Origin of the sequence: Mesorhizobium sp. M0047, assembly GCF_040323315.1 — a bacterium.
Lineage (GTDB): Bacteria > Pseudomonadota > Alphaproteobacteria > Rhizobiales > Rhizobiaceae > Mesorhizobium.
In genome coordinates this window covers 1-25,156 of the sequence record NZ_JAMYUW010000044.1, presented here as the reverse complement: position 1 = coordinate 25,156, position 25,156 = coordinate 1, and the positions used below count along the sequence as shown (strand labels likewise).

The 25,156-nt window shown below is 61.4% G+C and carries 37 protein-coding genes; 1 reads left to right on the top strand and 36 read right to left on the bottom strand.

From position 1 onward, the window contains the following. Positions 1-131: 131 nt before the first annotated feature. The 5 genes from NKJ89_RS29490 to NKJ89_RS29470 all read right to left on the bottom strand — a co-directional run bounded on the left by NKJ89_RS29490 (position 132) and on the right by NKJ89_RS29470 (position 5,023). On the bottom strand, positions 132-923 hold the full coding sequence (locus NKJ89_RS29490) for an ATP12 family chaperone protein (protein ID WP_352607675.1): 792 nt from the start codon (positions 921-923) through the stop codon (positions 132-134). An 11-nt stretch (positions 924-934) separates the two neighbouring features. Then, the gene (locus NKJ89_RS29485) at positions 935-1,807 is read right to left on the bottom strand and encodes a DMT family transporter (protein WP_352607720.1); all 873 of its coding nucleotides are present in this window, start codon (positions 1,805-1,807) and stop codon (positions 935-937) included. A gap of 62 nt (positions 1,808-1,869) precedes the next feature. Further along, positions 1,870-2,850 carry an RluA family pseudouridine synthase gene (locus tag NKJ89_RS29480; RefSeq protein ID WP_023757961.1) on the bottom strand — a complete coding sequence of 327 codons (981 nt, stop codon included), beginning with the start codon at positions 2,848-2,850 and terminating at the stop codon, positions 1,870-1,872. Positions 2,851-2,912: 62 nt separating this feature from the next. Further along, entirely contained in the window at positions 2,913-3,287 is a 375-nt protein-coding gene (crcB, locus tag NKJ89_RS29475) for a fluoride efflux transporter CrcB (protein WP_023757962.1), read from the bottom strand. A 77-nt stretch (positions 3,288-3,364) separates the two neighbouring features. After that, a complete protein-coding gene (locus tag NKJ89_RS29470) occupies positions 3,365-5,023 on the bottom strand; it encodes a hypothetical protein (protein ID WP_352607673.1) in 1,659 nt (552 codons plus the stop codon). Between the two features lie 320 nt (positions 5,024-5,343). On the opposite strand from NKJ89_RS29470, the gene tnpA reads away from it, so the two are divergent. After that, positions 5,344-5,772 (top strand): IS200/IS605 family transposase, encoded by a 429-nt coding sequence (tnpA, locus tag NKJ89_RS29465; RefSeq protein WP_352607671.1) that lies wholly within the window; start codon positions 5,344-5,346, stop codon positions 5,770-5,772. Between the two features lie 96 nt (positions 5,773-5,868). On the opposite strand, the gene NKJ89_RS29460 is transcribed toward tnpA, so the two are convergent. The 31 genes from NKJ89_RS29460 to NKJ89_RS29310 form a co-directional block, all read right to left on the bottom strand. Further along, the gene (locus NKJ89_RS29460; protein ID WP_023757964.1) at positions 5,869-6,699 is read right to left on the bottom strand and encodes an aspartyl/asparaginyl beta-hydroxylase domain-containing protein; all 831 of its coding nucleotides are present in this window, start codon (positions 6,697-6,699) and stop codon (positions 5,869-5,871) included. A gap of 383 nt (positions 6,700-7,082) precedes the next feature. Next, positions 7,083-8,390, bottom strand: coding sequence for a replication-associated recombination protein A (locus tag NKJ89_RS29455; RefSeq protein WP_352607669.1), 1,308 nt, complete (start codon positions 8,388-8,390; stop codon positions 7,083-7,085). 47 nt (positions 8,391-8,437) lie between these two features. Beyond that, the gene (locus NKJ89_RS29450) at positions 8,438-9,925 is read right to left on the bottom strand and encodes a Do family serine endopeptidase (RefSeq protein WP_352607667.1); all 1,488 of its coding nucleotides are present in this window, start codon (positions 9,923-9,925) and stop codon (positions 8,438-8,440) included. Between the two features lie 195 nt (positions 9,926-10,120). Beyond that, entirely contained in the window at positions 10,121-10,552 is a 432-nt protein-coding gene (rplQ, locus tag NKJ89_RS29445; protein ID WP_027044984.1) for a 50S ribosomal protein L17, read from the bottom strand. Between the two features lie 104 nt (positions 10,553-10,656). After that, positions 10,657-11,667: a DNA-directed RNA polymerase subunit alpha gene (locus NKJ89_RS29440; RefSeq protein WP_352487615.1), complete on the bottom strand. Its 1,011-nt coding sequence runs from the start codon at positions 11,665-11,667 to the stop codon at positions 10,657-10,659. A 104-nt stretch (positions 11,668-11,771) separates the two neighbouring features. Further along, on the bottom strand, positions 11,772-12,161 hold the full coding sequence (gene rpsK / locus NKJ89_RS29435) for a 30S ribosomal protein S11 (RefSeq protein ID WP_006205444.1): 390 nt from the start codon (positions 12,159-12,161) through the stop codon (positions 11,772-11,774). Positions 12,162-12,286: 125 nt separating this feature from the next. Further along, positions 12,287-12,655, bottom strand: a complete 369-nt coding sequence (gene rpsM / locus NKJ89_RS29430) for a 30S ribosomal protein S13 (RefSeq protein ID WP_023757968.1) — start codon at positions 12,653-12,655, stop codon at positions 12,287-12,289. Positions 12,656-12,862: 207 nt separating this feature from the next. Next, entirely contained in the window at positions 12,863-13,459 is a 597-nt protein-coding gene (locus NKJ89_RS29425) for an adenylate kinase (protein ID WP_352607665.1), read from the bottom strand. Next, complete coding sequence (gene secY, locus NKJ89_RS29420; protein WP_023757970.1) at positions 13,456-14,796, bottom strand: preprotein translocase subunit SecY; 1,341 nt, start codon at positions 14,794-14,796, stop codon at positions 13,456-13,458. The genes NKJ89_RS29425 and secY overlap by 4 nt, the downstream gene beginning before the upstream one ends. A gap of 193 nt (positions 14,797-14,989) precedes the next feature. After that, complete coding sequence (gene rplO, locus NKJ89_RS29415) at positions 14,990-15,463, bottom strand: 50S ribosomal protein L15 (RefSeq protein ID WP_023757971.1); 474 nt, start codon at positions 15,461-15,463, stop codon at positions 14,990-14,992. Between the two features lie 22 nt (positions 15,464-15,485). Continuing rightward, positions 15,486-15,683 (bottom strand): 50S ribosomal protein L30, encoded by a 198-nt coding sequence (rpmD, locus tag NKJ89_RS29410; RefSeq protein ID WP_006205449.1) that lies wholly within the window; start codon positions 15,681-15,683, stop codon positions 15,486-15,488. 24 nt (positions 15,684-15,707) lie between these two features. Continuing rightward, positions 15,708-16,271, bottom strand: a complete 564-nt coding sequence (gene rpsE / locus NKJ89_RS29405; RefSeq protein WP_006333394.1) for a 30S ribosomal protein S5 — start codon at positions 16,269-16,271, stop codon at positions 15,708-15,710. A gap of 78 nt (positions 16,272-16,349) precedes the next feature. Beyond that, the gene (gene rplR, locus NKJ89_RS29400; RefSeq protein WP_352607663.1) at positions 16,350-16,709 is read right to left on the bottom strand and encodes a 50S ribosomal protein L18; all 360 of its coding nucleotides are present in this window, start codon (positions 16,707-16,709) and stop codon (positions 16,350-16,352) included. Between the two features lie 193 nt (positions 16,710-16,902). Beyond that, positions 16,903-17,436: a 50S ribosomal protein L6 gene (rplF, locus tag NKJ89_RS29395; protein WP_013531432.1), complete on the bottom strand. Its 534-nt coding sequence runs from the start codon at positions 17,434-17,436 to the stop codon at positions 16,903-16,905. A 92-nt stretch (positions 17,437-17,528) separates the two neighbouring features. Continuing rightward, entirely contained in the window at positions 17,529-17,927 is a 399-nt protein-coding gene (gene rpsH / locus NKJ89_RS29390) for a 30S ribosomal protein S8 (RefSeq protein WP_013531431.1), read from the bottom strand. Positions 17,928-17,939: 12 nt separating this feature from the next. After that, a complete protein-coding gene (gene rpsN, locus NKJ89_RS29385) occupies positions 17,940-18,245 on the bottom strand; it encodes a 30S ribosomal protein S14 (protein ID WP_010909282.1) in 306 nt (101 codons plus the stop codon). 27 nt (positions 18,246-18,272) lie between these two features. Continuing rightward, positions 18,273-18,872 carry a 50S ribosomal protein L5 gene (rplE, locus tag NKJ89_RS29380; protein ID WP_013531429.1) on the bottom strand — a complete coding sequence of 200 codons (600 nt, stop codon included), beginning with the start codon at positions 18,870-18,872 and terminating at the stop codon, positions 18,273-18,275. Further along, complete coding sequence (rplX, locus tag NKJ89_RS29375; protein ID WP_352607661.1) at positions 18,865-19,179, bottom strand: 50S ribosomal protein L24; 315 nt, start codon at positions 19,177-19,179, stop codon at positions 18,865-18,867. The genes rplE and rplX overlap by 8 nt, the downstream gene beginning before the upstream one ends. Before the next feature lie 12 nt (positions 19,180-19,191). Then, positions 19,192-19,560, bottom strand: a complete 369-nt coding sequence (gene rplN, locus NKJ89_RS29370) for a 50S ribosomal protein L14 (protein WP_006205457.1) — start codon at positions 19,558-19,560, stop codon at positions 19,192-19,194. An 83-nt stretch (positions 19,561-19,643) separates the two neighbouring features. Next, entirely contained in the window at positions 19,644-19,883 is a 240-nt protein-coding gene (gene rpsQ / locus NKJ89_RS29365) for a 30S ribosomal protein S17 (RefSeq protein ID WP_010909280.1), read from the bottom strand. An 11-nt stretch (positions 19,884-19,894) separates the two neighbouring features. Further along, positions 19,895-20,095 (bottom strand): 50S ribosomal protein L29, encoded by a 201-nt coding sequence (gene rpmC, locus NKJ89_RS29360; protein WP_006205459.1) that lies wholly within the window; start codon positions 20,093-20,095, stop codon positions 19,895-19,897. Positions 20,096-20,108: 13 nt separating this feature from the next. Next, the gene (gene rplP, locus NKJ89_RS29355) at positions 20,109-20,522 is read right to left on the bottom strand and encodes a 50S ribosomal protein L16 (protein ID WP_013531427.1); all 414 of its coding nucleotides are present in this window, start codon (positions 20,520-20,522) and stop codon (positions 20,109-20,111) included. Positions 20,523-20,549: 27 nt separating this feature from the next. Then, positions 20,550-21,275 (bottom strand): 30S ribosomal protein S3, encoded by a 726-nt coding sequence (gene rpsC / locus NKJ89_RS29350; protein ID WP_023672753.1) that lies wholly within the window; start codon positions 21,273-21,275, stop codon positions 20,550-20,552. Further along, positions 21,275-21,664, bottom strand: coding sequence for a 50S ribosomal protein L22 (gene rplV, locus NKJ89_RS29345; RefSeq protein WP_006205462.1), 390 nt, complete (start codon positions 21,662-21,664; stop codon positions 21,275-21,277). The genes rpsC and rplV overlap by 1 nt, the downstream gene beginning before the upstream one ends. A 2-nt stretch (positions 21,665-21,666) precedes the next feature. Beyond that, the gene (gene rpsS, locus NKJ89_RS29340; RefSeq protein ID WP_006205463.1) at positions 21,667-21,945 is read right to left on the bottom strand and encodes a 30S ribosomal protein S19; all 279 of its coding nucleotides are present in this window, start codon (positions 21,943-21,945) and stop codon (positions 21,667-21,669) included. A gap of 16 nt (positions 21,946-21,961) precedes the next feature. Beyond that, positions 21,962-22,795 carry a 50S ribosomal protein L2 gene (gene rplB, locus NKJ89_RS29335; RefSeq protein WP_027026960.1) on the bottom strand — a complete coding sequence of 278 codons (834 nt, stop codon included), beginning with the start codon at positions 22,793-22,795 and terminating at the stop codon, positions 21,962-21,964. Between the two features lie 23 nt (positions 22,796-22,818). Then, positions 22,819-23,112: a 50S ribosomal protein L23 gene (locus NKJ89_RS29330; RefSeq protein ID WP_023757976.1), complete on the bottom strand. Its 294-nt coding sequence runs from the start codon at positions 23,110-23,112 to the stop codon at positions 22,819-22,821. Continuing rightward, complete coding sequence (gene rplD, locus NKJ89_RS29325) at positions 23,109-23,729, bottom strand: 50S ribosomal protein L4 (RefSeq protein WP_023757977.1); 621 nt, start codon at positions 23,727-23,729, stop codon at positions 23,109-23,111. The genes NKJ89_RS29330 and rplD overlap by 4 nt, the downstream gene beginning before the upstream one ends. Continuing rightward, positions 23,729-24,451, bottom strand: coding sequence for a 50S ribosomal protein L3 (rplC, locus tag NKJ89_RS29320; RefSeq protein ID WP_023757978.1), 723 nt, complete (start codon positions 24,449-24,451; stop codon positions 23,729-23,731). The genes rplD and rplC overlap by 1 nt, the downstream gene beginning before the upstream one ends. A 61-nt stretch (positions 24,452-24,512) precedes the next feature. Next, positions 24,513-24,821, bottom strand: coding sequence for a 30S ribosomal protein S10 (gene rpsJ, locus NKJ89_RS29315; protein WP_010909272.1), 309 nt, complete (start codon positions 24,819-24,821; stop codon positions 24,513-24,515). Positions 24,822-24,884: 63 nt separating this feature from the next. Further along, positions 24,885-25,156 (bottom strand): EF-Tu C-terminal domain-related protein (locus NKJ89_RS29310; RefSeq protein WP_502904177.1); only part of this gene is annotated, 272 nt, incomplete at its 5' end.

The following is a 25,156-nucleotide window of genomic DNA, read 5'->3' as shown; positions in this document are numbered from 1 at the left end:
GAACGCGGACTCAGGGCAGCCATCAACGGGAAAAATGACAGAAAGCGCTGGCCAAAGGCAGCGCGTCTTTGGGATTATGACTTTGGTATTAGGTGCGCTGCGGGATGAATCCGAGCGAGCGGTGGAACCCGTCAGCCCCTGAGCGCCTCGAGCAGACCGGTGGCTGCCAACATGTCGCGCTTGCGGGCCGAGCGGCGCGCGACGGCCTCCGCATCCTGCCCCCAATGCTCGATCTGCCAGTCCTCGTCGACATGCCCGGCAGCCCAGGCGCCCTCGGCGTCGAGTTCGCCGAAATCGACGGCCAGCGCCAGCAGCGCCGAGCCGGTCAGCGACGTCATCACATGGATGGCGGCGAGCCGCAGCGGATCGGTGCGCCGGGCAAGATGGCTGCCCAGCACGGCGATGGCTTCGCGCGGCTGCTCGACATGGATGATTCCTTCGGCGAGGTTGAACCTTGCCCCGAGCGTCTCCCTCGCCCAATCCAGAACCGGATCCCAATGTTGGTTCTGCCGCTCCACCAGCCCCTGCGGCGCGTCGGCGCGATAGCAAAGCAGATCGGACGAGGCAAAGCGCAGGATGTCCTCCAGCACCGCCTGTGGATCGCTGGCAACGCCGTCGATGGCGGTGTTGACGAGGCGCATCACCGGCATGGTCACCGGATCGATGGTCTCGCCCTGGGCGGCGAACTCGTTGGCGACGAGCGCAGCCGCCGCCTCGGTCGGCAGCGCCAGGAGCGCCTTGCCCGGCGTGCGCACCGGCTTGCCGTCGAGATGCACGGCAAAGCCGTCTTCCACCGGCGCGACCGAGACGGTCTTGTAGAAGCGCTTCGGCAGATGCGCCTTCATCTGGATCTGGGCGCGGCGTACCGGATCGGGGTCGGAAAGATGCTTGCCCGCTTCGAGATCGTTGAGGATATCACGCATAGAGGTCTCTCTCACACAGGCACGATCTTGCGCGCAGGCCGGTTGACGATGATCAGGCCGGCGGCAATCAGGCCAAGTGCCAGGAAAATGCGCATGGTCAGCGGCTCATTCAAGAACACGGCGCCGCACAAAACGCCGAAAACCGGCGACAGGACGGTGAAACTGGACACGCCAGATACCGGATAGCGCCGCAGCAGCCAGAACCACAGCACATAGGTGAAGGCGACGATGTAGACCGCCTGGAAAGGCAGCGCCAAAGTCGGCAGAATGGTCGGATCGCGAACGGGCGGACCGGCGAGAGGCAGCACCAATATGCCAACGATTGCAGCACCGGCGAGCTGGTAGAGCAGAAGCTTTTCGGCAGTCGCCTCGACCAATTTCGACCGCTTGATGAGGATGTTGGTCAGGGCCCAGAAAAATCCGGAGCCGAGGCTCAGGAGATCGCCGAACAGCATGTCTCCGCCACCGCCAAGCTTGTCGGAAAACACTGCGGCAAGGCCGGCAAAGGCCAGCAGCAGACCGAGGAATTTCCTCAAGGTGATCTGTTCGCCAAGCAGGAAATGGCCGCCGAGCAGCATCCAGAACGGCATTGTGTTGACCAGCAGCGTGTTGCGGGCGACGGTCGTGTGCTCCAGGCCGACATAGAGGCAGAGGAACTCGATGCCGAAAAGCACGCCGACCGCGATGCCGGCGCGCAATGTCCCGTCGCGCGTGAAAAGCGCGATGCCGCGCCAACGGCACCAGAGGAAGACGCAGAAGCCGCCGATGATCGAGCGCGCCATCGACAGGAAGACCGGGTCGTAACCGGCATAGGAAATCTTGGCGGCGACGTAGTTCAGCCCCCAGGAAAAAGTCAGCCCGACCATGATGGCGGCGGCGGCCATGTCGACCGTATCGCGGCGATCAAGCGTATCGGTGGCGAGCGCGTCGGTGGCCCCGCTCACGATCAGTCCTCAGCGCTGGCGTCGTCGAAGCCGATCAGGTTCCAGCTCTGGCGCATGTGCGGCGGCATCGGCGCGGTGACATCGATGACGCCCTTGTCCGGATGCGGAATGATGATGCGCCGCGCATGCAGGTGCAGGCGGTTTTGAATGCCGCCCGGAAAATCCCAATTGGTGTCGGCCTCGAAATATTTCGGATCGCCCAGGATCGGGCAGCCGATGTAAGCGGCATGGACACGAAGCTGGTGGGTGCGGCCCGTATAGGGCTCCATCTCCAGCCAGGTCATCGTCTGCGCCGCCTGCTCGATGATGCGATAGTAGGACACGGCGTGGTCGGCGCCCTTTTCGCCGTGCGCGGCGACGCGGACGCGGTCACCATCCGGCGTCGGCTCCTTGATCAGCCAGGTCGAGATCTTGTCCTCGCGCTTCGGCGGCACGCCCTTGACCAGCGCCCAATACGTCTTCTTGGTCTCGCGGGCGCGAAACGCTTCGGCGAGCTTCATGGCGGCAAGGCGCGTTCGGGCGACGACCAGCACACCCGATGTGTCGCGATCGAGCCGATGCACTAGGCGCGGCTTCTCGCCCTTCTGGTTGCGCCAAGCCTCCAGCATGTCGTCGACATTGCGGGTGACGCCGGAGCCACCCTGCACGGCAAGGCCTGCCGGTTTGTTGAAAACGAAAACCTTGGGATCCTCATGGATCAGCATCTTGGCGAGAACATCGGCATCGCCCTGGTTGCGGATCGAATGGCCGGTCAGCGCGCTCTCGCCCTTCTTGTCGACTTCGAGTGGCGGGACACGCACCATCTGGCCAGGCTCGACACGCGTGTCGGCCTTGACCCGACCGCCATCGACACGAATTTGGCCGGAGCGAAGCAGCTTTTGCAGATGGCCGAAACCAAGGCCCGGGAAATGGGTCTTGAACCAGCGATCGAGCCGCATGCCCGCCTCGCCGGCCTCCACCGTGATCTGTTCAACGCCTGCCATATTCTTCTTCGCTTATCCGTTTCCCGGCAGGGCTCGGCCCTGCTCTCGGCGCGGCAATAGCACTATGAAACGGTTCTTGCGAGCCAAAGTCCCAGAAACAGGGCGATAATGGCGCCAATGACGCTGGCAAGCGCATATCCGAACGCCGGCAGTGTCGCTCCCCGCTCCCACAGCGTCGCGAAATCGAGCGAAAAGGCTGAGAAGGTGGTGAAGCCGCCGAGCATGCCGGTGGCAACGAACAGCCTAAGTTCGTTCGATCCGCCGCGACGCGCCAAGATGGCGATGAACAGGCCCATGGCGAAGGAGCCGACGATGTTGATGGCCATCGTGCCCCAGGGATAGTTGGGGCCGACAAGGCGCAGCGCACCCATGCTGGTGAGATGACGAATGCCGGCACCGATGCCGCCACCGACCACAACGAGAAGCAGATTCAACATGACCGTTTTACTGCCCCTACAGGGGCAGCCTGGTCAATCCCTGCGTTGGGCAGAACTGCGCAGACCAGTCGAACTGGTCACCACTCAGGTGTTATCCAGCTTGGATATTTCTTCCTGAAGTCGGTGTAGAGGGCGTCCACTTCAGCTTTGCTGACCGGGCGCGTCTGTTCGTAGAGATAACCGGTAACGCCACCGGACAACTTGTATTCCGCGAGGCGTCTGTAGGCGGTACCGATGCCTTTCCCGTCGAGAATATACTGGTTGGAAAGCGTAACGCAGAGCTGCGCACCTGATTGCAAATGGGTAACGGGCGGGTCGGTTACGACAGCATATCTTGACTTCAATGTGTCAGGTACGAATCCATCGCGACTGTCCACTTGGCAAGGCCATTCAATGTGAGGGTATAGGCTTCTTTTCAGGGCGAACAACAGCCAGCTGTTCATGACAGAGCCTGAAGCAAATACCGCAAAACGGTCCTCAGGACGCATTTCCCTGGTAAGGTCATCAGTAAGGCGTTTGTATTCAGACATACTGTCAAGATGAAGAGGGAGAATACCTTGGCTGGCATAAACATAATTGATCGGCGACAGCAACTGGCGGCCGATCGGGAAAAAGGTGCCCAAAAAAGCAAGTCCGGCGACAACGACTATGATGGCGGCCGACAATCGCGATCTCAGCGCCGGCATCGAAACGATCGCAACGATTGCCTGGGCGTATGCGGGAAAGAGCCAAAGAAACATTGGCATCGAATGATGAAGGTCCGGATCTTGTGTCCGAGTGAATAGAAAAAAGGTGGTTATCGAAGCGACGGCACAGAATAAAGAAAAGCGATTGCGACGTAAAAAAGAGATGTAAAGGCCAAATATTATCAACAGCCAGTTCACATAGCTGAGCCGGGATACCACCTGATCGAGCTGGGATGCCAAGGTCGTCTTGTATCCGCTGTAGATATCACCATAGTTGGTCCACAGAATCCTGAGGATCAGAGGTTGCTGGAAGGCCAGTGCGGCTCCGGCGACGACGAGAAGCGCGCACACGCCGCCTAACGCGGCTTTCAGGAGCACCGGAAAGTCCCGGTCTTTTGTCGCCTGAAACAAACAGAAAAAGGCCGCCGAAATTCCAGCGCCTATACCGGCATAGGCATACCAGCGGCGCAGCATGAACGCCAACCACAGGTACCCACCGACACGTATTCCGCTGATCACCGGTTCACGGGTCAGAAACTTCGATTTCCAGAGAAAATAGGTCGCTGCAGAAAGCGCCAGGCAACCGCCGAGATCCGGCCATCCGCGAAGCGTTGCCGCCCAGAACGGCGTGTAAAGAAAGGCCGCAATCCATACCGCAGGCCAGCCCCAGGACGGAGACGTCTCGGAGACCGCCTCCATGTAGCTCATTCTGCCCATGAAAAGAGCGGTCGGGACCAGGTAGACCGCGACCACTCCGGCGACATATGAAAGCCTCGATCCGCCAAATAGTAAGTAAAACGGCATCAGGGGCGCCAAAATTGCCGTGCTGTAATCGTCCGTGGCGATAGAGCCCCTCAGCAGGCGCAGCCACCGAACAGGATCTTCGACCAACAACACACCCTGCTGGTTGAATATCTCGAAATAGGCAGCGAAATCCCAATAATATATTGGCTCTTCAAGCGCTACATATATGGCTACAAAAGCAACACCAAGCAAGATTGTACATAGGTAGGTCCTTATCCAGAATCCGAAAGTCTCGTTCTTCGTCACTTGGGGCCGCCAAAGAAAACAAGTGCAGGATTGTCGAGGTCAAACCGGGACTCCCACCGATACAGACAGGAACGGAGCCCACGCGATTCGGAACAATAATCATCAAGTTGAGGTGGGATGTACACTTGAACCGGCGGCCGCCGCAAGCGCAAAAAAATATCAATACTTACGATCACACTAAAGTAGCAATCGAATATATTATAAATGTGCCTAAATGCCGCCAGCGAAGCCAGCAGCATTTAGAGTCCCCGATAGGGGATCAGGAAACCCCACGCCTTTAGGCGGCTGGGATCGCGGCGCTTGCCGTGTAGACTGGCTGGATGGAAGCGTACAAGCGTGGCAGCCACACGGTTTGGGACTGCAAGTATCACCTGGTTTGGGTGACGAAGTACCGTTACGCGGTGCTTGGCGGCGACGTTGGAAACCGGTGCCGGGAGTTGCTGCGCGAGACGGCGCGCGCGCACGAGATGGTTGTGCATGCCGGCTCGATCAACCGCGACCATGTGCATATGCTGGTGTCGATCCCGCCGCGGCTGTCGGTGTCGCGCGCGGTGCAGCACCTGAAGGGGCGCAGCTCGCACAAGCTGCTGAGCGAGTTCGCAATACTGCGCAAGCGCTACTGGGGCCAGCACCTGTGGGCGAGAGGCTATTGGGTGGTGAGCAGCGGGAATGTGACCGACGAGATGTGGGCCGAATACATCATGAACCAGGAGCCGCCCGAGCCCGACGACAACTTCAACGTGACGTGAGTTCGCGCCCTGTCCGCCGGACGGCGGACCGATCCGGCTTTAAGCCGTAACTTGAAGCCACCGCCTTTAGGCGGTGGAGTATTCACAAATTTAAGCTCAGGTCGTCTCGGTCTTCTTCGCCTTGGTCGAACCGATCATCTTCCAGTTCTTGTAGAACATGGAATTGATGCGCTCGACGCTCACCGAGACGATGGCGAGCATGGCCGCGATCAGGCCGGGAACAGGGGACGGACGGATGATGTCCATGAACACGCAGTAGCGGCGGCCGTCATATTCGTTGACCGAGCGGTGCAGCAGGGTGTCGTCGAAAATGAACAGCGGGTTGTCGTACCAGTAGTTCTTGACGTTGCCGCACTCGACGAAGATCTCCGATTTCACCGGGACCAGATTGTATAGGATGCGCAAGCTGAGCCGCAGCGGGCCGAAGTGCCAGGAGGTCGATTCGCGCTTGCTGAAGACGGAAACGGCGATGGTCTTGATGTATTTGAAATCCTTATTGAACTCGGCGACGTTGTCGATTTTGTGCTTGCCGTACCACTGGTAGACATACATGCCGCGCCGGCCGGCGCCGAAATTGGCGTCGATGTCGGCGATGATCTCGTCCTTGCGCGCCTTGAAGATGTCCAGGACTTCATTGACCTCGCGCTGATAGTCGGCGGGAAACTGCTCGAGCTTCCAGACGCCCGGATTTCTGTAGCACACAAGGTCGACCAGCAGATTGAACGGCGAAAGCAGCCAGGTGAACAGGCCGTTGCCGAGGAAGTAACCGCTGAACAGCGATAGATCCTTGCGATCGTTGCGCAGCACGTCGATCAGGCCGCAAACGATGAAGATGGTCGTCAGGATGGGAATGAAATAGAAGCCAAGGGCGAGAAGCGGGATGGCAATGGCGAATTTGCGAAGGGTTTTGCGAAGGGTTTTTGTCATTTTTCCACGCGCGACGCGCGATCCTGTTGCGAATGAGGTGCCCAAATCACGGCAACGACCACCGCCCGGTCGTGCGCCTTGATAAGGTTTTTTGGGTTACCACACAACGGCCCCTGCTATCGCGGCCGGCTGGCTGCCTGGTGAAGCCCACCAGTTTCGGTCAATGCACCACCGGCAGGCCAAGCTCGTGCCATTTCCCCGGGGACCAGATTGCGTCGGGCACGATCCGCTCCGGCTGATTATCCGCCCGCCAGCGGCGTATCTGGTCCATGGCCGCTTCGGCAACGGCATCAAGCCAGCGTCGCGGCGAGAACGACCGCCGCGGAAACGCCCCATGGCGAGACCTCGTTTCGACGCGTGACGAGACCGGGCACGCAAGCCTGCTATCCCCGCTCCTTGCGCAGCTTCGCCCAATAATCGAGCCGCTTCCTGATGTCGCGCTCGAAGCCGCGCTCGGGCGGATCATAAAAGGTCTGGCGGCCCATCTTCTCCGGAAAATAGTCCTGGCCCGAAAAGGCGTCCGGCTCGTCATGATCATACCGGTAGCCGGCACCGTAGTCCTCCTCCTTCATCAGCTTCGTCGGTGCGTTGAGGATGTGCTTGGGCGGCAGCAGCGAGCCGTGTTCCTTCGCGGCCCGCGTGGCTGCCTTGAACGCGTTGTAGACGGCGTTGGATTTGGGCGCGGTTGCGAGATAGACGGCGGCCTCGGCAAAAGCCAGTTCGCCCTCGGGCGAGCCGAGATAATCGTAGGCGTCCTTGGCGGCGTTGGCGACGACCAGCGCCTGCGGGTCGGCAAGGCCGATATCTTCCATGGCCATGCGCACCAGCCGGCGGCCGAGATAAAGCGGATCCTCGCCGGCATCGAACATGCGCGCAAGATAATAGAGGGCCGCGTCAGGGTCCGAACCACGCACCGATTTGTGCAGCGCCGAGATCAGATTGTAGTGGCCGTCCTGGCCTTTGTCGTAGATCGGTGCACGGCGCTGGACGATGCGCTGCAGCCCCTCGGGACCGAAGACCTCGCCGGGCTTTGCCGCTCGCCAGACTTCCTCTGCGAGGGTGAGCGACGCCCGGCCGTCGCCATCGCTCATGCGAATCAGCATGGCCCGCGCCTCCTCGTCGAGCGGCAGCGCCCTGCCCTCGGTTTCCTCGGCCCGCGCCATCAGCTTGGCGATGCTCTCCTCGCCAAGCGAATGGAAGACCAGGACGCGCGCGCGTGACAGCAAAGCGGCATTCAGCTCGAAGGATGGATTCTCGGTCGTGGCGCCAACCAGCACGACGGTTCCGTCCTCCATGACAGGGAGAAAACTGTCCTGCTGGGCGCGGTTGAAGCGGTGGATCTCGTCGACGAACAGCAAGGTCTGGCGGCCCTTGGCGCGGCGCAGCTTGGCTGTCTCGAACACCTTTTTCAGATCGGCGACGCCGGAAAACACCGCCGATATCTGCTCGAAGGCGAGACTGGTTTCGCCGGCCAGCAACCGCGCCACCGTCGTCTTGCCGGTGCCGGGCGGTCCCCAGAAGATCATCGAGCCAAGCGAGCCGGAACCGATCAAACGGGTCAGCGCGCCGTCAGGGCCGGTCAGATGCTCCTGGCCGACGACCTCGCCAAGGTTTCTTGGCCGCAGCCTGTCGGCCAGCGGCCGCCCGGGCGACGCTTTTTCCGGTTCATCGACGCTGAACAGATCGGCCATGCACTTCTTTTCGTTGGAGCATGAGCCCTGACGCTCGGGGCTGTGCCCTAATAACGCAACACCTGACGCAGTATCTGCCCGCCGCGCTCGACCGTAAAGCGCCACCAGCGCGTATCAGTCTTGGCCGCCAGTTCCAGGGTCGCCGCGGTGTCGATGGTGGTGCCATTCACCTCGCGCACGATATCGCCCGGCTGGAAGCCGAAATCGGCGGCCGGCGAATCGCGGTTGATATCCACCACAGTGACACCTTTGATATCAGTGCGCAGGCCGAGCCGCTGGGCGAGCCGGGGCGACAGTTCCGCGACCTTGGCGCCCGAAAAAGGGCTGCGGCCATGCAAAGTCACTTCGGCAGCCTTCATGCCTTCCGGAGCGCGCTCCAGCGCGATGTCCATCGCCGCCTGCTGGCCCTTGGTCAGAACGGCGAAATTGGCGGTGGTGCCGATCGACAACGTCGCCATCCGGTAGTCCAGCGCTTCGATGCTCTCGACCGGTTTGCCATTGAGCTGCAGCACGACGTCGCCGGGCTTGAGCCCCGCCTTGGCGGCCGGTCCGGTCGCCTCGACCGACGAGACCAATGCACCGGTCGGCTTTTCCATGGCGAGCGATTCGGCGATCTGCGGCGTCACCGCTTCAAATTCGGCGCCGATATAGGGCCGCTCGAAGAAGTCGAGCCCAGCCTTGGCGGCGTCGGCGAAGGCGCGAACCATGTTCGAGGGAATGGCGAAGCCAATGCCGATCGAACCACCGCCGCGGCTGTAGATGGCCGTGTTGATGCCGACGAGCTGGCCGCCCATGTTGATCAGGGCGCCGCCGGAATTGCCGGGGTTGATGGCGGCGTCGGTCTGGATGAAGAAGCTGGAATCCGACACGCCGATATGGCTGCGGGCAAGTGCCGAGACGATGCCGCTGGTGGTGGTCTGGCCGACACCGAAGGGGTTGCCTATGGCCAGCAGCAGATCGCCGACCTCAAGCGCGTCGGAATCGCCGATGGCAATCACCGGAAACGGCTTGTCGGAGGCGATCTTGAGCACGGCAAGATCGAACGTCTCGTCCTTGAGCAGCACCTTGCTGTCGAATTCACGCCCGTCCGCGGTCGCCACCTTGACCTGATCGGCATCCTTGATGACGTGGTAATTGGTGACTACGACGCCGGTTGGGTCGACCAGCACGCCGGAGCCGAGCGACGACTGGGCGCGCGGCTGCGAGCGGCCGAAGAATTCCTCGAAGAACGGATCGCCGTCGAAGGGCGACGTCACCTTGGCGGTCTGCGAGGCATAGACATTGACTACGGCCGGTGCCGTCTGCTTGACCAGCGGAGCGAACGACAGTTGCACTTCTTCGCGGCCGAACGGCACGCGCTTGTCGGGGCCGGACGTCGCATTCTCGCCTTCGACGCCATGCAGCAGATCGGTCAGCACGTCCGACAGGCCGGGATCGGTCTTGGTCTCCTCGGCCAATGCCTGCCTGACCACCGGTGCGGCCGCAAACGCCGTCATGGCGAAGAGCAGAACAAGGGACAGTCGGTTGGCGCGCATTCACGAATCCTCCAAGGCGAGTTCGGGGCCATTGTCCCGACGATTGTGCAAAATGAAAGGCTAAGCCGCCGAAATCCGATTATTTCGGCCAAAGACCCTTGGTTCCGGCCAGAAATCGGCTCTGGCCGCAAGTTTCTACTTTCAGAAACAAAAAGGGGCCCGCAGGCCCCTTTGAATTCCAGGATAGACCGAGCCTTATGCGGCTGCGGCGTCCGCTTCGGTGCCTTCGGCTTCGATGCGGGCGCGGTCGCCAGCGCCCTTGGCCGACGTGTCGCGATCGACGAACTCGATGACGGCCATGGCGGCGTTGTCGCCGTGGCGGAAGCCCGCCTTCATGATGCGCAGATAGCCTCCATTGCGGGTGGCGTAGCGCGGGGCGATGGTGTCGAACAGGCGCTTGACGACGCCTTCATTGCCGATCTGCGCGATCACCTGGCGGCGGGCGTGCAGGTCGCCGCGCTTGCCGAGCGTCACCAGCTTCTCGACGATCGGACGCAAATCCTTCGCCTTCGGCAGGGTGGTGACGATCTGCTCATGCTCGAGCAGCGACACGGCGAGGTTGGCGAACATCGACTTGCGATGGCTAATGCTTCGGGCGAAGCGACGGCCTTTGAAACCGTGGCGCATGGCTCTTTTCCTTCTTCAGTTGTTCAAGAGGCCGAGGCCCCTGATGGTTTTCCGCATGACCGTCGGATCGAGCGGCCCACGCCGCCGATCCTTGGAATTCATGCTCAATATTGATCTTCGTAACGCTTGGCGAGGTCTTCGATGTTTTCCGGCGGCCAGTCCGGCACTTCCATGCCGAGGTGCAGGCCCATCGCCGCCAGGACTTCCTTGATCTCGTTCAGCGACTTGCGGCCGAAGTTCGGGGTGCGCAGCATCTCGGCTTCGGTCTTCTGGATCAGGTCGCCGATATAGACGATGTTGTCGTTCTTCAGGCAGTTGGCCGAACGCACCGAAAGCTCGAGCTCGTCGACCTTCTTGAGCAGCGCCGGGTTGAAGGCGAGCTCGGTGACGGCCTCGGTGGCGACTTCCTTCTGCGGCTCGTCGAAGTTGACGAACAGGCCAAGCTGGTCCTGCAGGATGCGGGCGGCGAAAGCCACCGCGTCCTCGCCGGTGATCGAACCGTCGGTCTCGATCGTCATGGTCAGCTTGTCATAGTCGAGAACCTGGCCCTCGCGGGTGTTCTCGACCTTGTAGGAGACCTTCTTGACCGGCGAATAGAGGCTGTCGACCGGGATAAGACCGATCGGAGCGTCTTCGGCGCGGTTGCGGTCGGCCGGCACGTAACCCTTGCCGGTGTCGACGGTGAATTCCATGCGGATTTCCGCACCCTCGTCGAGCGTGCAGATGACGTGGTCGGGGTTGAGGATCTCGACGTCGCCAACCGTCTGGATGTCGCCGGCGAGAACCGCACCCGGTCCCTGCTTGCGAACGACCATGCGCTTGGGGCCATCGCCTTCCATGCGGATAGCGATTTCCTTGATATTCAAGACGATGTCGGTCACGTCCTCGCGCACGCCGGCGATGGACGAGAATTCATGCAGAACGCCGTCGATCTGCACGGCGGTAACGGCCGCACCGCGCAGCGAAGACAAAAGCACGCGACGCAGCGCGTTGCCCAGCGTCAGGCCAAAGCCACGCTCGAGCGGCTCGGCGACCAGCGTGGTCAGAGTCTTCTTCTTCGACGAGAACTCGATCTTGTTCGGCTTGATCAGTTCCTGCCAATTTTTCTGGATCATGATGCTTTCCTTCCGTTGACCCGCCACCATCCAATCGTGGCGGGCGACCTGGAATGCCGTGGAGGAGCGCCCCAAGGGCGCTCGCGCGACGTTCGGTAAATTGCTTAGACGCGGCGCTTCTTGCGCGGGCGGCACCCGTTGTGCGGGATCGGCGTCACATCACGGATCGATGTGATGGTGAAGCCGGCCGCCTGCAGGGCGCGCAGCGCCGATTCACGACCCGAGCCAGGTCCGCAGACCTCGACTTCGAGCATGCGCATGCCGTGTTCCTGGGCCTTCTTGGCAACATCTTCGGCAGCCATCTGGGCAGCGAACGGGGTCGACTTGCGCGAACCCTTGAAGCCCTGGGCACCGGCCGACGACCAGGCAATCGAATTGCCCTGTGCGTCGGTGATGGTGATCATCGTGTTGTTGAAGGTCGAATTGACGTGGGCAACGCCCGACGAGATGTTCTTGCGTTCGCGACGGCGAACACGGGCGGCTTCCTTGGCCATGATGGTCCTTTCAGTTGATCTCTACACCGCCGTAATGCCAGCGGCTCCACCTGGAGAGCGAGTAGTGAGTAGGGAATAGCGAATAGGGATTCCTACTCGCTATTGGCTACTCGCTATTCGCTCGCTTACTTCTTCTTGCCGGCGATCGACTTGGCCGGACCCTTGCGGGTGCGCGCATTGGTATGCGTGCGCTGGCCGCGGACCGGCAGCGAGCGGCGGTGACGCAGGCCACGGTAGCAGCCGAGGTCCATGAGCCGCTTGATGTTCATCGAGACTTCGCGACGCAGGTCGCCCTCGACCTGATAATCACGGTCGATGGCTTCGCGGATCTGCAGCACTTCCGCGTCGGTGAGCTGGTTGACGCGACGTTCGGCCGGGATGCCGACCTTGTCGACGATCTCCTGGGCGAACTTTTTGCCAATGCCGTGAATGTACTGAAGCGCGATGACGACGCGCTTGTTGGTCGGAATGTTGACGCCGGCTATACGAGCCATGTTCTTCTCTTCTCCATGTGGGCCGGCCAACCTTCAGAAAGGCGGGTCCGGCGCTATCTTAAGTTGCCCCGCGTCCGGTGGAGGCCGGCCCATGCGGGAGTTTCCAGTTCAAAGCGACTGCCTTGCCCTTGCGGACAAGCAAAGTCCATGCCTGATAGGAAGACGGGCCGCCATACCGCAGCGAACCGCCTCCGTCAAGTGCAATCGTTAATTTCCCCGCGTTGCGTTCCTGAGCACCGCTTGGATCTGCTCCGTCACCGCATCGATATCGGCCATGCCGTCGACGCTCCGGAGCTTGCCCTTGGCATAGTAGTAGCCAATCAGAGGCGACGTCTTCTTGTAGTACTCTCGCAGACGCTCCTCGAACACGGCCGGATTGTCGTCCTTGCGAACAGGCAGACCAGCTGCCTGTGCCTCGTCGGCGCGCTTAACGATCCGGCCGATCAGCGCCTTATCGTCAACGACAAGCTCAATGACGGCATCGAGCCCCTGGGAGCGTTTCGAAAGCATCTGCTCGACCGCGTCCGCTTGCACCAGCGTCCGCGGATATCCGTCGAGGATGAACCCATTGGCGCAGTCGGCCTGATCGATACGCTCGGCGACGATCGCGTTGACGATGGCGTCGGACACCAGCTCACCGGCATCCATTACCGCCTTGGCGCGCTTGCCGACTTCGGTGCCAGCCTGGACAGCAGCACGCAGCATGTCGCCCGTCGAAAGCTGGGGTATGCCGTGTTTTTCTACCAGTCTTTGTGCTTGTGTCCCCTTGCCCGCCCCTGGCGGCCCAAGCAATATCAACCTCATCTGGCTTTCTTCCCCCCGCGCAGCTTCGACTTCTTGATCAGGCCTTCATACTGGTGCGCAATCAGGTGACCCTGAATCTGCGCAACCGTATCGAGCGTGACACTGACCACGATCAGAAGCGATGTGCCACCAAGGTAGAATGGTACGCCAGTCGCCGAGATAAGGAACTCCGGCAGCAGGCACACCAGCACCAGATAGATGGCGCCGACGACGGTGATGCGGGTGAGAACGTAGTCGATATAATCGGCGGTGCGCTCGCCCGGACGATAGCCCGGGATGAAGCCGGAATGCTTCTTGAGCTGGTCGGCGGTGTCCTTCGGGTTGAAGACAATCGCAGTGTAGAAGAAGGCGAAGAACACGATCATCGCCGCGTAGAACGCCATGTAGAGCGGCTGGCCGTGGCCGAGCGAGGCCAGAATCGTGCTTGCCCAGGCCGGCATGTTCGTCGTCTGCGAGAAGCCGGCGACCGTGGCCGGCAGCAGCAGCAGCGACGAGGCGAAAATCGGCGGAATGACGCCCGACGTGTTGAGCTTCAGCGGCAAGTGCGAGGTATCGCCCTGGAACATCCGGTTGCCGACCTGGCGCTTCGGATACTGGATCAGCAAGCGGCGCTGGGCGCGCTCGAAGAACACGATCAAGGCGATGACGACGATGGCGAGCACGATGATCGCCAGGATCAGGCCGGTCGACAGCGCGCCGGTGCGGCCAAGCTCAAGCGTGCCGGAGATGGCATGCGGCAGGCCGGCGACGATGCCGGAGAAAATGATGAGCGAAATGCCGTTACCGATGCCGCGAGCGGTGATCTGCTCGCCGAGCCACATCAGGAACATGGTGCCGCCGACCAGCGTGACGACGGTCGAGATGCGGAAGAACATGCCGGGATCGCTGACGATGCCGTTGCCGTTCTCCAGGCCCACCGAAATGCCATAGGCCTGAACCAGCGCAAGCAGCACGGTGCCGTAGCGCGTGTATTGGTTGATGACCTTGCGGCCCTGTTCGCCTTCCTTCTTCAGCGATTCCAGCGAAGGGATGACCGAGGTCATCAGCTGCATGATGATGGAGGCGGAGATGTAAGGCATGATGCCGAGTGCAAAGATCGCCATGCGCTGTACGGCGCCGCCGGCGAACATGTTGAACATGCCCAGCACGCCCTTGCTCTGCGAGGAGAAGGCCTGGGCGAAGGCGTCGGGGTTGATGCCGGGAAGCGGAATATAGGTGCCGAGGCGATAGACCAGCAGCGCGCCGATCGTGAACCAGATGCGTTTCTTCAGATCCTCCGCTTTGGCGAAGGCCGAGAAATTCAGATTCGAGGCTAATTGTTCAGCAGCCGAAGCCATGCCTGATTCTCCGCTTGGTAACGCTTGATGGCCCTTGAGGTCAGGCGGTGCGTTTCACCGAAGCTCACGAGATAAGCTCCGGGCTCTAAACATGCAAGCGGCCGCGTGGATGCGGCCGCTTGATTAGGCAGATCAAAGCGCAATCGTGAGCAAAAACCGATCCCACTCCTGCCGATCGCGCATCAAATTGCCGTTATTCGGCAGCTGCCTTTTCCGGCAGTTTGACCGAGCCGCCGGCCTTTTCGATCTTCTCGATCGCGGCCTTGGAGGCGCCGGCAACGTCAAAGGCGAGCTTCGCCTTGATCTCGCCGTCCGAGAGGATGCGCACGCCGTCCTTGACGCGGCGGATGACGCCGGCGGCAACCAGCGATTCGGCCGTCACGGTTGCCTTGGCGTCGAGCTTCTTGGCGTCGATGGCCACCTGGATGCGGGCTAGCGAGACGACGGTGAAGCTCTTGGCGAAGATGTTGTTGAAGCCACGCTTCGGCAGGCGCCGGTAGAGTGGCATCTGGCCACCCTCGAAGCCGTTGATGGCGACGCCGGAGCGCGCCTTCTGGCCCTTGACGCCGCGACCGCCGGTCTTGCCGGAGCCTGAGCCGATACCACGGCCGAGACGCTTCTTGGAGTGCGTCGCGCCGTCATTGTCACGCAGATCGGTGAGTTTCATCTGAGTTCTCCTGCGCTCTGGCTCAGCCCTCGTCCACAACGCGGACGAGATGCTGGACGGCAGCGATCATGCCGCGCACGGAGGGCGTATCTTCCAGCGTGCGCTGCTTGTGCATCTTGTTGAGGCCGAGGCCGACCAGCGTCGCGCGCTGTTCCTTCGGACGGCGGATCGGCGAACCGATCTGCTCAACGGTGATGGTCTTGGTTGCTTTCTTGGCCATGGTCAAAATCCCTGGTCAGATCGACTATTCTTCAGCCGCAACGGCGGTGCCGCGGCGGGCCTGAAGGGTCGAATACTTGATGCCGCGAGCAGCAGCCACATCCTTGGGATGCATCTGGCTCTTCAGCGCGTCGAAAGTGGCGCGAACCATGTTGTAAGGGTTCGACGAACCCATCGACTTGGCGACCACGTCATGCATGCCGAGCGTCTCGAAGACAGCGCGCATCGGACCACCGGCGATGATGCCGGTACCCTGCTTTGCAGCGCGCAGCAGCACGCGTCCGGCGCCCCAGCGTCCTTCGACGTCGTGGTGCAGCGTGCGGCCCGAGCGCAGCGGCACGAAGATCATGTCGCGCTTGGCCGATTCGGTTGCCTTGCGGATAGCTTCCGGCACTTCGCGCGCCTTGCCGTGACCAAAGCCGACGCGGCCCTTCTGGTCGCCGACGACGACGAGCGCTGCAAAACCGAAGCGACGGCCGCCCTTGACGACCTTGGCGACGCGGTTGATGTGGACGAGCTTGTCCACCATGCCGTCATCGCGTTCTTCACGATCGCGGCCACGGCCGCCATCCCTACGTTCCTGTGCCATATCCTGTTCCTTGTTTTTTTCCGGAAGCACGGTTGCTGATAAGATCCGGTGCCTCTGTGGGTCACCGGGGGCGAAATTTTAGAAGCTCAGACCACCTTCGCGGGCAGCCTCGGCGAGCGCCTTGACGCGGCCGTGATAGATGTAAGCACCGCGGTCGAAGACGACTTCCTTGACGCCAGCCTTGGTGGCGCGCTCGGCGATCAGCTTGCCGATCGCGGCGGCGGCGGCGGTGTCGGCGCCGGTCTTGAGCGAACCCTTGAGGTCCTTCTCGAGCGTCGAAGCAGCGACGATGGTGTGGCCCTTGGCGTCGTCGATGACCTGCACATAGATGTTCTTCGACGTGCGGTGAACAGACAGACGCGGACGCTGGCCGGCGACCTTCTTGATCTGGCGGCGGACGCGCTGCGCACGGCGCTGCGTGGATTCCTTAGTACCCATGATAGTCTTCCTTGCCTTCAAAAAACGGGGGCCGTCATGTGCGGTAGGCGAAAGCGCCTCCCGCGACCGCTCCCCGCGGCGTTGATTTGCAGTGAATGGTGAATGGAAAAATGGTGAACGGTAGAAGCGGAGTGCCACCCGGCCCCTGCTCTACCCTACTGCCATTTCACCATTCACCATTCACCATTCACGACTATTTCTTCTTGCCTTCCTTGCGGACGATCTTCTCGCCAGCGTAACGGACGCCCTTGCCCTTGTAAGGCTCGGGGCCGCGGTATTCGCGAATTTCGGCCGCAACCTGGCCGACCTGCTGCTTGTCGATGCCTGCCACGGTGATTTCGGTCGGCTTCGGCACGGTGATCGTGATGCCCTGCGGCGTCTCGTAGACGACGTCATGGCTGAAGCCAAGTGCCAGCTGCAGGTTCTTGCCCTGAAGTGCCGCGCGATAGCCGACGCCGGTGATCTCGAGCTTCTTCTCGAAACCGTCCTTGACGCCCTGCAGGATGTTGACGATCTGCGTGCGCGACATGCCCCACTTGGAGCGGGCGGTCTTGGTCTGGTCGCGCGGCTGGACAGCGATCTCGCTGCCTTCCATCTTGACCAGAACTTCGTCGTTCACCACGAACTTCAGCTCACCCTTGGGGCCCTTCGCCGTCACGGTCTGGCCGTTGACGGTCGCGGTCACGCCCTGCGGCAGCGAAACGGGTTTCTTTCCAATACGAGACATTTTGTTGTCCTCGTCACTTCTCTTGTTTCAGGTCTCTGTCTTCGGGGATGATCCCGAAGACCGGATTCCACTTTTTCCGATCACACGCCAGATCAGAAGATCTGGCAGAGGATTTCACCGCCGACGTTCTGTTCACGCGCTTCGTGGTCGGCCATCACGCCCTTCGGTGTCGAAAGGATGGCGATGCCGAGGCCGTTGGCGACCTGCGGAATCGACTTGGCCGAAACATAGACGCGGCGGCCTGGCTTCGAGACGCGGGCGATTTCGCGCACGACCGGCGCGCCGTCGAAATACTTCAGCTCGATCTCGATTTCGGACTTGCCGTTGTCGAAGTCGGTCTGGCTGTAATCGCGGATATAGCCTTCAGCCTTCAGCACGTCGAGGACGCGGGTGCGCAGGCGCGAAGCCGGCGTCGAAACGCTCGACTTCTTGCGGCCATACGCGTTGCGGATGCGGGTCAGCATATCGCCGAGAGGATCGCTCAATGACATGTTATGTCCTCCTTACCAGCTCGACTTGACCAGGCCCGGGATCTGGCCGTTGTTGCCGAGATCACGAAGCGCGATGCGCGATACTTTGAGCTTGCGATAGTAGGCACGCGGACGACCGGTGACTTCGCAGCGGTTGCGGATGCGGATCTTGGCCGAGTTGCGCGGCAGGGCAGCAAGCTTCAGCTGAGCGCGGAAGCGCTCTTCCATCGGCTTGGACTGATCCATGATGATCGCCTTGAGGGCAGCCCGCTTGGGACCGTACTGGTCGGCAAGCTTGCGGCGCCTGTTGTTCTTCTCGACTGAGCTGGTCTTTGCCATTTCAGATTTTTCCTTTTCTCGCTGCCGTTACTGGCGGAAGGGGAAGTTGAAGGCCTTGAGCAATGCCCTGGCTTCGTCGTCCGTCTTCGCAGTCGTACAAACGATGACGTCCATGCCCCAGATCTGATCAACCTTGTCGTAGTTGATCTCCGGGAACACGATGTGTTCCTTGATGCCCATGGCGTAGTTGCCACGGCCATCGAAGCTCTTCGGATTCAGTCCGCGGAAGTCGCGGACGCGCGGCAGTGCGATGTTCACGAGGCGGTCGAGGAACTCGTACATGCGTTCCTTGCGCAGCGTGACCTTGGCGCCGATCGGCATCTTCTCGCGGACCTTGAAGCCGGCGATCGAGTTGCGGGCGCGGGTGACGACGGCCTTCTGCCCGGCGATCATCGCCAGGTCCTCGGCCGCGATCGAAGGCTTCTTCGAATCCGCGGTCGCTTCGCCAACGCCCATGTTCAGCACGATCTTGTCGATGCGGGGAACCTGCATCTCGTTGTCGTAGCCGAACTGTTCCTGCAGCGCCTTGCGGATGGTCTCGTTGTAGACCTGCTTCAGGCGTGGCGTGTTCTGGGCCTTGGACTGTTTGCTTTCAGCCTTGGGCTTCGTGGTTTGAGCCTTAGCCATTGATGACTTCTCCCGAGCGCTTGGCGACGCGCACCTTCTTGCCGTCCTTCTGGAAGATGAAACCGACGCGGGTCGGCTTGCCATCCTTGGGGTCGGCCAGCGCGATGTTCGACAGCTGGATCGGCGCTTCCTTGGTGATGATCCCGCCCTCTTGGGACTGGGACTGCTTCTGGTGACGACGGATCATGTTGACGCCGCGCACCAGCGCGGTGTCTTCCTTCGGCTGTACCGAGAGGACTTCGCCCGAACGGCCCTTGTCCTTGCCGGCCAGCACGACGATCTTGTCGCCTTTTCTAATCTTTTGCATTGGTCCGGCTCCTTACAGCACTTCAGGCGCGAGCGAGATGATCTTCATGTGGTTCTTGGCGCGGAGTTCGCGCGGAACCGGTCCGAAGATACGCGTGCCGATCGGCTCTTTCTTGTTGTCGACGAGAACGGCCGCGTTCTTGTCGAAACGGATCACGCTGCCGTCCGGGCGGCGGATGTCCTTGGCCGTGCGAACCACGACCGCCTTCATCACATCGCCCTTCTTCACGCGGCCGCGCGGGATGGCTTCCTTGATCGACACCACGATGATGTCGCCCACGGAAGCGTATTTCCGCTTCGAGCCGCCCAGCACCTTGATGCACATGACACGACGGGCGCCGGAATTATCCGCGACGTCGAGGTTTGTTTGCATCTGAATCATGACTGGCCGCCTTCTTCTTTTCTAACGGGATGGGCTCAAAGCCCCTCCCCGGTCTGTCCAAAATTCGTTGTTTACGCCCGAGGTCAGGCTTGGTCCGAAGACACGACGATCCAGCGCTTGTCCTTGGAAATCGGCTTCGATTCCTGGATGAACACCTGATCGCCAACCTTGTGGGCGTTGTTCTCGTCGTGCGCCTTGTACTTCTTGGTCATGCGCACGGTCTTCTTCATCACGGGATGCGTGAAGCGCCGTTCGACCTTGACGACAACCGTCTTCTCGTTCTTGTCGCTGACGACGGTGCCCTGCAGAATGCGCTTTGGCATGGTTTTCGTCCTTAAGCCTTCTTAGCCGCGGACTTTTCCGCAGCGATGGTCTTGATACGCGCAATGTCCTTACGGACCTGTCTCACGCGCGCGGTCTTCTCAAGCTGGCCGGTGGCCTTCTGGAAGCGCAGGTTGAACTGCTCCTTCTTCAGGCTGGCCAGGTCGTCGGTCAGCTGGTCCTGGGTCTTGGTCCGGATGTCTTCGGCTTTCATGATCAGCCCGTCCTTATTCTGCGATGCGCTGCACGAAGCGCGTCTTGACCGAGAGCTTGGCCGCGCCGAGACGCAGTGCCTCACGGGCGGTTTCTTCATTGACGCCGTCGATCTCGAACATGATGCGGCCCGGCTTGACGCGCGCCGCCCAGTAGTCGACCGCGCCCTTGCCCTTACCCATGCGGACTTCGGTCGGCTTCGAAGTGACCGGCACGTCCGGGAAAATACGGATCCAGACGCGACCAGCGCGCTTCATTTCACGCGTGATCGCGCGGCGTGCCGCCTCGATCTCGCGCGCGGTAACGCGGTTCGGCTCAAGCGCCTTCAGCCCGAAACCGCCGAAATCCAGATTGGTGCCGCCCTTTGCGGTACCATGGATACGGCCCTTGAACTGCTTGCGGAACTTTGTGCGCTTTGGCTGCAGCATCGTTCTAACTCCAAATTCCTAAATGTCTCAGGCGTTTTCGCGACGACGACCGCGTTCGCGATCACCACCACCGCCATGCGCAGCATCGCCTTCGGTCGCACGACGCTCCGAAGCCATCGGGTCGTGCTCGAGGATCTCGCCCTTGAACACCCAGACCTTGACGCCGCAGATGCCATAAGCGGTGTGCGCTTCGGCAGTGCCGTAGTCGACGTCAGCACGCAGCGTATGCAGCGGCACGCGGCCTTCGCGATACCATTCCATGCGCGCAATCTCGGCGCCGCCGAGACGGCCGGCACAGTTGATGCGAATGCCTTCGGCACCGAGGCGCATGGCCGACTGAACGGCACGCTTCATGGCGCGGCGGAACGCGATACGACGCTCGAGCTGCTGGGCGATCGACTGGGCGACCAGGGTCGCGTCGATTTCCGGCTTGCGCACTTCAACGATGTTGAGGTGCGTCTCGGACTTCGTCATCTCCATCAGCTTCTTGCGAAGCTTCTCGATGTCGGCGCCCTTCTTGCCGATGATCAGACCCGGGCGCGCGGCGTGGATGGTGACGCGGCACTTCTTGTGCGGACGCTCGATCACGACCTTCGAGATGGCAGCCTGCTTGAGCTCCTTCTCGAGATACTTGCGGATCTTGATGTCCTCATGCAGCAGCTTGCCGTACTCGCCGGTGTTCGCGAACCAGCGCGAATCCCAGGTGCGGTTGATGCCGAGGCGAAGACCGATCGGATTGACTTTCTGGCCCATTATGCGGCCTCCCCTTTTTCTTCGACTTCACGAACGACGATCGTGAGGTGCGAGAACGGCTTCTCGATACGGCTGGCGCGACCACGGCCACGGGCATGGAACCGCTTCATGACGATCGACTTGCCGACATAGGCTTCCGCCACGATCAGTGCATCGACATCCAGGTCGTGGTTGTTTTCCGCGTTGGCGATTGCCGATTCCAGCGTCTTCTTGACCGTGCCGGAAATCCGCTTGGCCGAGAATTCGAGATCGGAAAGCGCTGTCGCGACCTTCTTGCCGCGGATCAGCGCGGCAACCAGGTTCAGCTTCTGCGGGCTGATACGGATCGTGCGCAACACGGCGCGCGCTTCGTTATCAGCAAGCCTGCGCGGAGCTTTGGCCTTGCCCATGATTATTTCCTCTTCGCCTTCTTATCCGCGCCGTGACCGTAATAGGTCCGGGTCGGAGCGAATTCACCGAACTTGTGACCGACCATGTCCTCGTTCACCGAGACGGGAACATGCTTCTGGCCGTTGTAGACACCGAAGGTGAAGCCGACGAACTGCGGCAGGATGGTGGAGCGACGGCTCCACATCTTGATCACCTCATTGCGACCACCTTCACGAACCTTGTCCACCTTCTTGAGAAGGTAGCCGTCAATGAAGGGGCCTTTCCAAATCGAACGAGTCACTTGGCGTTACCTCTTCTTAGCTCTTGCGCTGATGGCGCGAGCGCAGGATGAACTTGTCGGTCGCCTTGTTGGACCGCGTCTTCTTGCCCTTGGTCGGCTTGCCCCAAGGCGAAACCGGATGGCGGCCACCCGAGGTGCGGCCTTCACCGCCGCCGTGCGGATGGTCAACCGGGTTCATGGTCACGCCGCGATTGTGCGGACGCTTGCCACGCCAGACCGTGCGACCGGCCTTGCCGTCATTGATGTTGCCGTGGTCCGGATTGGACACGGCGCCGACAGTAGCCATGCAAGAGCCGTGAACGACACGCTGCTCGCCCGAGTTGAGGCGCAGGATCGCCATGCCCTGGTCACGACCGACCAGCTGACCATAACCACCGGCCGAACGGGCGACCTGAGCGCCCTTGCCCGGCTTCAACTCGATGTTGTGGACAATGGTGCCGACCGGCATCGAGGCCAGCGGCATCGCATTGCCCGGCTTCACGTCGACCGCTTCGCCGGAGACGATCTTGTCGCCGGGAGCCAGACGCTGCGGAGCGATGATGTAGGACAGCTCGCCATCGTCATACTTGATCAGCGCGATGAAGGCGGTGCGGTTCGGATCGTATTCAATGCGCTCGACCGTGCCGACAACGTCGAACTTGCGGCGCTTGAAGTCGATGATGCGGTACGAACGCTTGTGGCCACCGCCGATGAAGCGGGCGGTGATGCGGCCGTGGTTGTTGCGGCCGCCCGACTTGGTCAGGCCTTCGGTCAGACCCTTGACGGGCTTGCCCTTGTAGAGGCCGGAGCGGTCGACGATGACCAGCTGACGGGTGCTGGGCGTTACCGGGTTGAATTTTTTCAGTGCCATGTTTGTTGTCCTCGCGGCCTTGCTCAGAGACCCGTCGCGACGTCGATCGACTGGCCATCTGCCAGCGTCACGATCGCCTTCTTGACGTCGCTCTGGCGGCCAACCGTGCCACGGAAGCGCTTGATCTTGCCCTTGCGGACAAGCGTGTTCACGGCCATCACCTTGACGCCGAACAGCGCTTCGACGGCGGCCTTGATTTCCGGCTTCGACGCCTTCTTGGCGACGTTGAAGACGACCTGGTTCTGCTCGGAGGCCATGGTCGACTTTTCGGTGATCGCCGGCGAGACGATCACGTCATAATGACGAAGGTCGGTCATTTAAAGCGCTCCTCGAGAGCCTCGACGGCGGCCTTCGAAAGGACCAGCGTGCCGCGGCGCAGAATGTCGTAGACGTTGATGCCCTGGATGGGCAGCACGTCGATGTTGGGGATGTTCGTCGCTGCGAGCTTGAAATTCTTGTCAAGCTCGGCACCGCCGATCAGCAGGGCGTTGGTCAGGCCCAGCGTCGCGAAATTCGCGATCAGCGCCTTCGTCTTGGCCTCGGTCAGCTTCAGCTCGTCGATGATGATGATCGACGCGCTCTTGGCCTTGGCCGAGAGGGCATGCTTCAGCCCGAGAGCGCGAACCTTCTTCGGCAGTTCGTGCTCGTGGCTGCGAACGACCGGGCCGTGGGCCTTGCCGCCGCCGCGGAATTGCGGAGCGCGTGCCGAATGGTGGCGGGCGCGGCCCGTACCCTTCTGCTTGTACATCTTGGCGCCGGTACGCGCGATCTCGGCGCGGCCCTTGGCCTTGTGCGTGCCCTGCTGCTTCTTGGCGAGCTGCCAGCGCACGACGCGCTGCAGGATGTCCTCGCGCGGATCAAGGCCGAAAATCTCCTCGGAGAGTTTCACCTTGCCGGCGTCCTTGCCGCCAAGCGTTGTGATCTTGAGATCCATTATTCCGCTCCCTCTGTGGCCGGAGCCTCGTTCTTAGCAGCTGCCGCAACGGCGCGGATCGCGGCAGGCTTCGGCGCATTGGCCGGCAGTGCCACCTTGGCCGCATCGCGGACCAGGATCCAGGCGCCCTTCGATCCGGGAACCGCACCGCGGATCAGGATCAGGCCGCGGTCGGCGTCGGTCGAGACGATCTCGACATTCTGCGTGGTGACGCGGGTGTCGCCCATGTGGCCAGCCATATGCTTGCCCTTGAACACCTTGCCCGGGTCCTGGCGCTGGCCGGTCGAACCGTGCGTACGGTGCGAGACCGAGTTACCGTGCGTCGCGCGGCCACCGCCCATGTGGTGGCGCTTGATGACGCCCTGGAAACCCTTGCCGATCGTCGTGCCCGTCACATCGACCTTCTGGCCGGCGACGAAATGCTCGACGGTGATCTCGGCGCCGACGTCGATCATGTTGTCGGCGGAGACGCGGAACTCGGCGACCTTCGCCTTCGGCTCGACGGAAGCGGTCGCGAAATGGCCGCGCATCGCCTTCGACGTGTTCTTCACCTTGGCAAGGCCAACGCCGAGCTGAACGGCGGTGTAGCCATTCTTCTCTTGCGTGCGCTGGGCCACGACCTGGCAGTTCTCCATCTGGAGAACGGTGACGGGAACATGTTCCCCGGCATCGTTGTAGATGCGGGTCATTCCCACCTTCTTTGCAATCACACCTGAACGCATCGGTTCAATTCCTTTAGAGTTCCGGGCCAGGGGCACCGCCCCTTACCGCGCTCTCATTCCCTTAGAGCTTGATCTCGACGTCGACACCGGCGGCCAGATCGAGCTTCATCAAAGCATCGACCGTCTGCGGGGTCGGATCGACGATGTCGAGCAGACGCTTGTGCGTGCGCATCTCGAACTGCTCGCGGCTCTTCTTGTCAACGTGAGGCGACCGGTTGACCGTAAACTTTTCGATCCGCGTCGGCAGCGGAATGGGCCCGCGGACGTTGGCACCGGTACGCTTGGCCGTCGACACGATTTCCTTCGTCGACGCGTCGAGCACGCGGTGGTCAAACGCCTTCAGGCGGATGCGGATATTCTGTCCGTTCATGCGTCACTTCCTTGTTCTGGCGCGGCGCGGGCAGCGCCCGCGACAGATCGGTTTAAGTCCAAATTACTCTTTGATGGTGACGACGATGCCGGCACCGACGGTGCGGCCGCCTTCACGGATGGCGAAGCGCAGCTTCTCTTCCATGGCGATCGGCACGATCAGCTCGACATCGACGGTGATGTTGTCGCCCGGCATCACCATCTCGGTGCCTTCCGGCAGCGACACGATGCCAGTCACGTCGGTCGTGCGGAAGTAGAACTGCGGACGGTAGTTGGTGAAGAACGGCGTGTGACGGCCACCTTCGTCCTTGGTCAGGATGTAGGCTTCGGCCACGA

Bases quoted from the DNA above. Each gene is read 5' to 3' on its own strand.
- rplO (WP_023757971.1), bottom strand. From the start codon at position 15,463: ATGAAACTCACCGATCTGCGTGACAATGACGGCGCGACGCACTCCAAG.
- rpsM (WP_023757968.1), bottom strand. From the start codon at position 12,655: ATGGCTCGTATAGCCGGCGTCAACATTCCGACCAACAAGCGCGTCGTC.
- secY (WP_023757970.1), bottom strand. From the start codon at position 14,796: ATGGCTTCGGCTGCTGAACAATTAGCCTCGAATCTGAATTTCTCGGCC.
- rpsE (WP_006333394.1), bottom strand. From the start codon at position 16,271: ATGGCACAGGAACGTAGGGATGGCGGCCGTGGCCGCGATCGTGAAGAA.
- rplD (WP_023757977.1), bottom strand. From the start codon at position 23,729: ATGGATCTCAAGATCACAACGCTTGGCGGCAAGGACGCCGGCAAGGTG.
- rplN (WP_006205457.1), bottom strand. From the start codon at position 19,560: ATGATTCAGATGCAAACAAACCTCGACGTCGCGGATAATTCCGGCGCC.
- rplQ (WP_027044984.1), bottom strand. From the start codon at position 10,552: ATGCGCCACGGTTTCAAAGGCCGTCGCTTCGCCCGAAGCATTAGCCAT.
- rplR (WP_352607663.1), bottom strand. From the start codon at position 16,709: ATGGGTACTAAGGAATCCACGCAGCGCCGTGCGCAGCGCGTCCGCCGC.
- tnpA (WP_352607671.1), top strand. From the start codon at position 5,344: ATGGAAGCGTACAAGCGTGGCAGCCACACGGTTTGGGACTGCAAGTAT.
- rplP (WP_013531427.1), bottom strand. From the start codon at position 20,522: ATGCTGCAGCCAAAGCGCACAAAGTTCCGCAAGCAGTTCAAGGGCCGT.
- NKJ89_RS29490 (WP_352607675.1), bottom strand. From the start codon at position 923: ATGCGTGATATCCTCAACGATCTCGAAGCGGGCAAGCATCTTTCCGAC.
- NKJ89_RS29460 (WP_023757964.1), bottom strand. From the start codon at position 6,699: ATGACAAAAACCCTTCGCAAAACCCTTCGCAAATTCGCCATTGCCATC.
- NKJ89_RS29455 (WP_352607669.1), bottom strand. From the start codon at position 8,390: ATGGCCGATCTGTTCAGCGTCGATGAACCGGAAAAAGCGTCGCCCGGG.
- rpsH (WP_013531431.1), bottom strand. From the start codon at position 17,927: ATGTCATTGAGCGATCCTCTCGGCGATATGCTGACCCGCATCCGCAAC.
- rpsK (WP_006205444.1), bottom strand. From the start codon at position 12,161: ATGGCCAAGGAAGCCGCCCGTGTTCGCCGTCGCGAACGCAAGAACATC.
- rplC (WP_023757978.1), bottom strand. From the start codon at position 24,451: ATGCGTTCAGGTGTGATTGCAAAGAAGGTGGGAATGACCCGCATCTAC.
- NKJ89_RS29330 (WP_023757976.1), bottom strand. From the start codon at position 23,112: ATGACCGACCTTCGTCATTATGACGTGATCGTCTCGCCGGCGATCACC.
- NKJ89_RS29450 (WP_352607667.1), bottom strand. From the start codon at position 9,925: ATGCGCGCCAACCGACTGTCCCTTGTTCTGCTCTTCGCCATGACGGCG.
- rplE (WP_013531429.1), bottom strand. From the start codon at position 18,872: ATGGCTAAGGCTCAAACCACGAAGCCCAAGGCTGAAAGCAAACAGTCC.
- crcB (WP_023757962.1), bottom strand. From the start codon at position 3,287: ATGTTGAATCTGCTTCTCGTTGTGGTCGGTGGCGGCATCGGTGCCGGC.
- rpsC (WP_023672753.1), bottom strand. From the start codon at position 21,275: ATGGGCCAGAAAGTCAATCCGATCGGTCTTCGCCTCGGCATCAACCGC.
- rpmC (WP_006205459.1), bottom strand. From the start codon at position 20,095: ATGAAAGCCGAAGACATCCGGACCAAGACCCAGGACCAGCTGACCGAC.
- rpsJ (WP_010909272.1), bottom strand. From the start codon at position 24,821: ATGAACGGACAGAATATCCGCATCCGCCTGAAGGCGTTTGACCACCGC.
- rpsQ (WP_010909280.1), bottom strand. From the start codon at position 19,883: ATGCCAAAGCGCATTCTGCAGGGCACCGTCGTCAGCGACAAGAACGAG.
- rpsN (WP_010909282.1), bottom strand. From the start codon at position 18,245: ATGGCAAAGACCAGCTCAGTCGAGAAGAACAACAGGCGCCGCAAGCTT.
- rplV (WP_006205462.1), bottom strand. From the start codon at position 21,664: ATGGGCAAGGCCAAAGCTCCGCGCAGGCTTGCTGATAACGAAGCGCGC.
- NKJ89_RS29425 (WP_352607665.1), bottom strand. From the start codon at position 13,459: ATGAGGTTGATATTGCTTGGGCCGCCAGGGGCGGGCAAGGGGACACAA.
- rplF (WP_013531432.1), bottom strand. From the start codon at position 17,436: ATGTCTCGTATTGGAAAGAAACCCGTTTCGCTGCCGCAGGGCGTGACC.
- NKJ89_RS29485 (WP_352607720.1), bottom strand. From the start codon at position 1,807: ATGGCCGCCGCCGCCATCATGGTCGGGCTGACTTTTTCCTGGGGGCTG.
- NKJ89_RS29440 (WP_352487615.1), bottom strand. From the start codon at position 11,667: ATGATCCAGAAAAATTGGCAGGAACTGATCAAGCCGAACAAGATCGAG.
- rpmD (WP_006205449.1), bottom strand. From the start codon at position 15,683: ATGGCCAAGAAAGCAACCAAGACCATCACCGTTGAGCAGATCGGTTCG.
- rplX (WP_352607661.1), bottom strand. From the start codon at position 19,179: ATGCAAAAGATTAGAAAAGGCGACAAGATCGTCGTGCTGGCCGGCAAG.
- rplB (WP_027026960.1), bottom strand. From the start codon at position 22,795: ATGGCACTGAAAAAATTCAACCCGGTAACGCCCAGCACCCGTCAGCTG.
- NKJ89_RS29480 (WP_023757961.1), bottom strand. From the start codon at position 2,850: ATGGCAGGCGTTGAACAGATCACGGTGGAGGCCGGCGAGGCGGGCATG.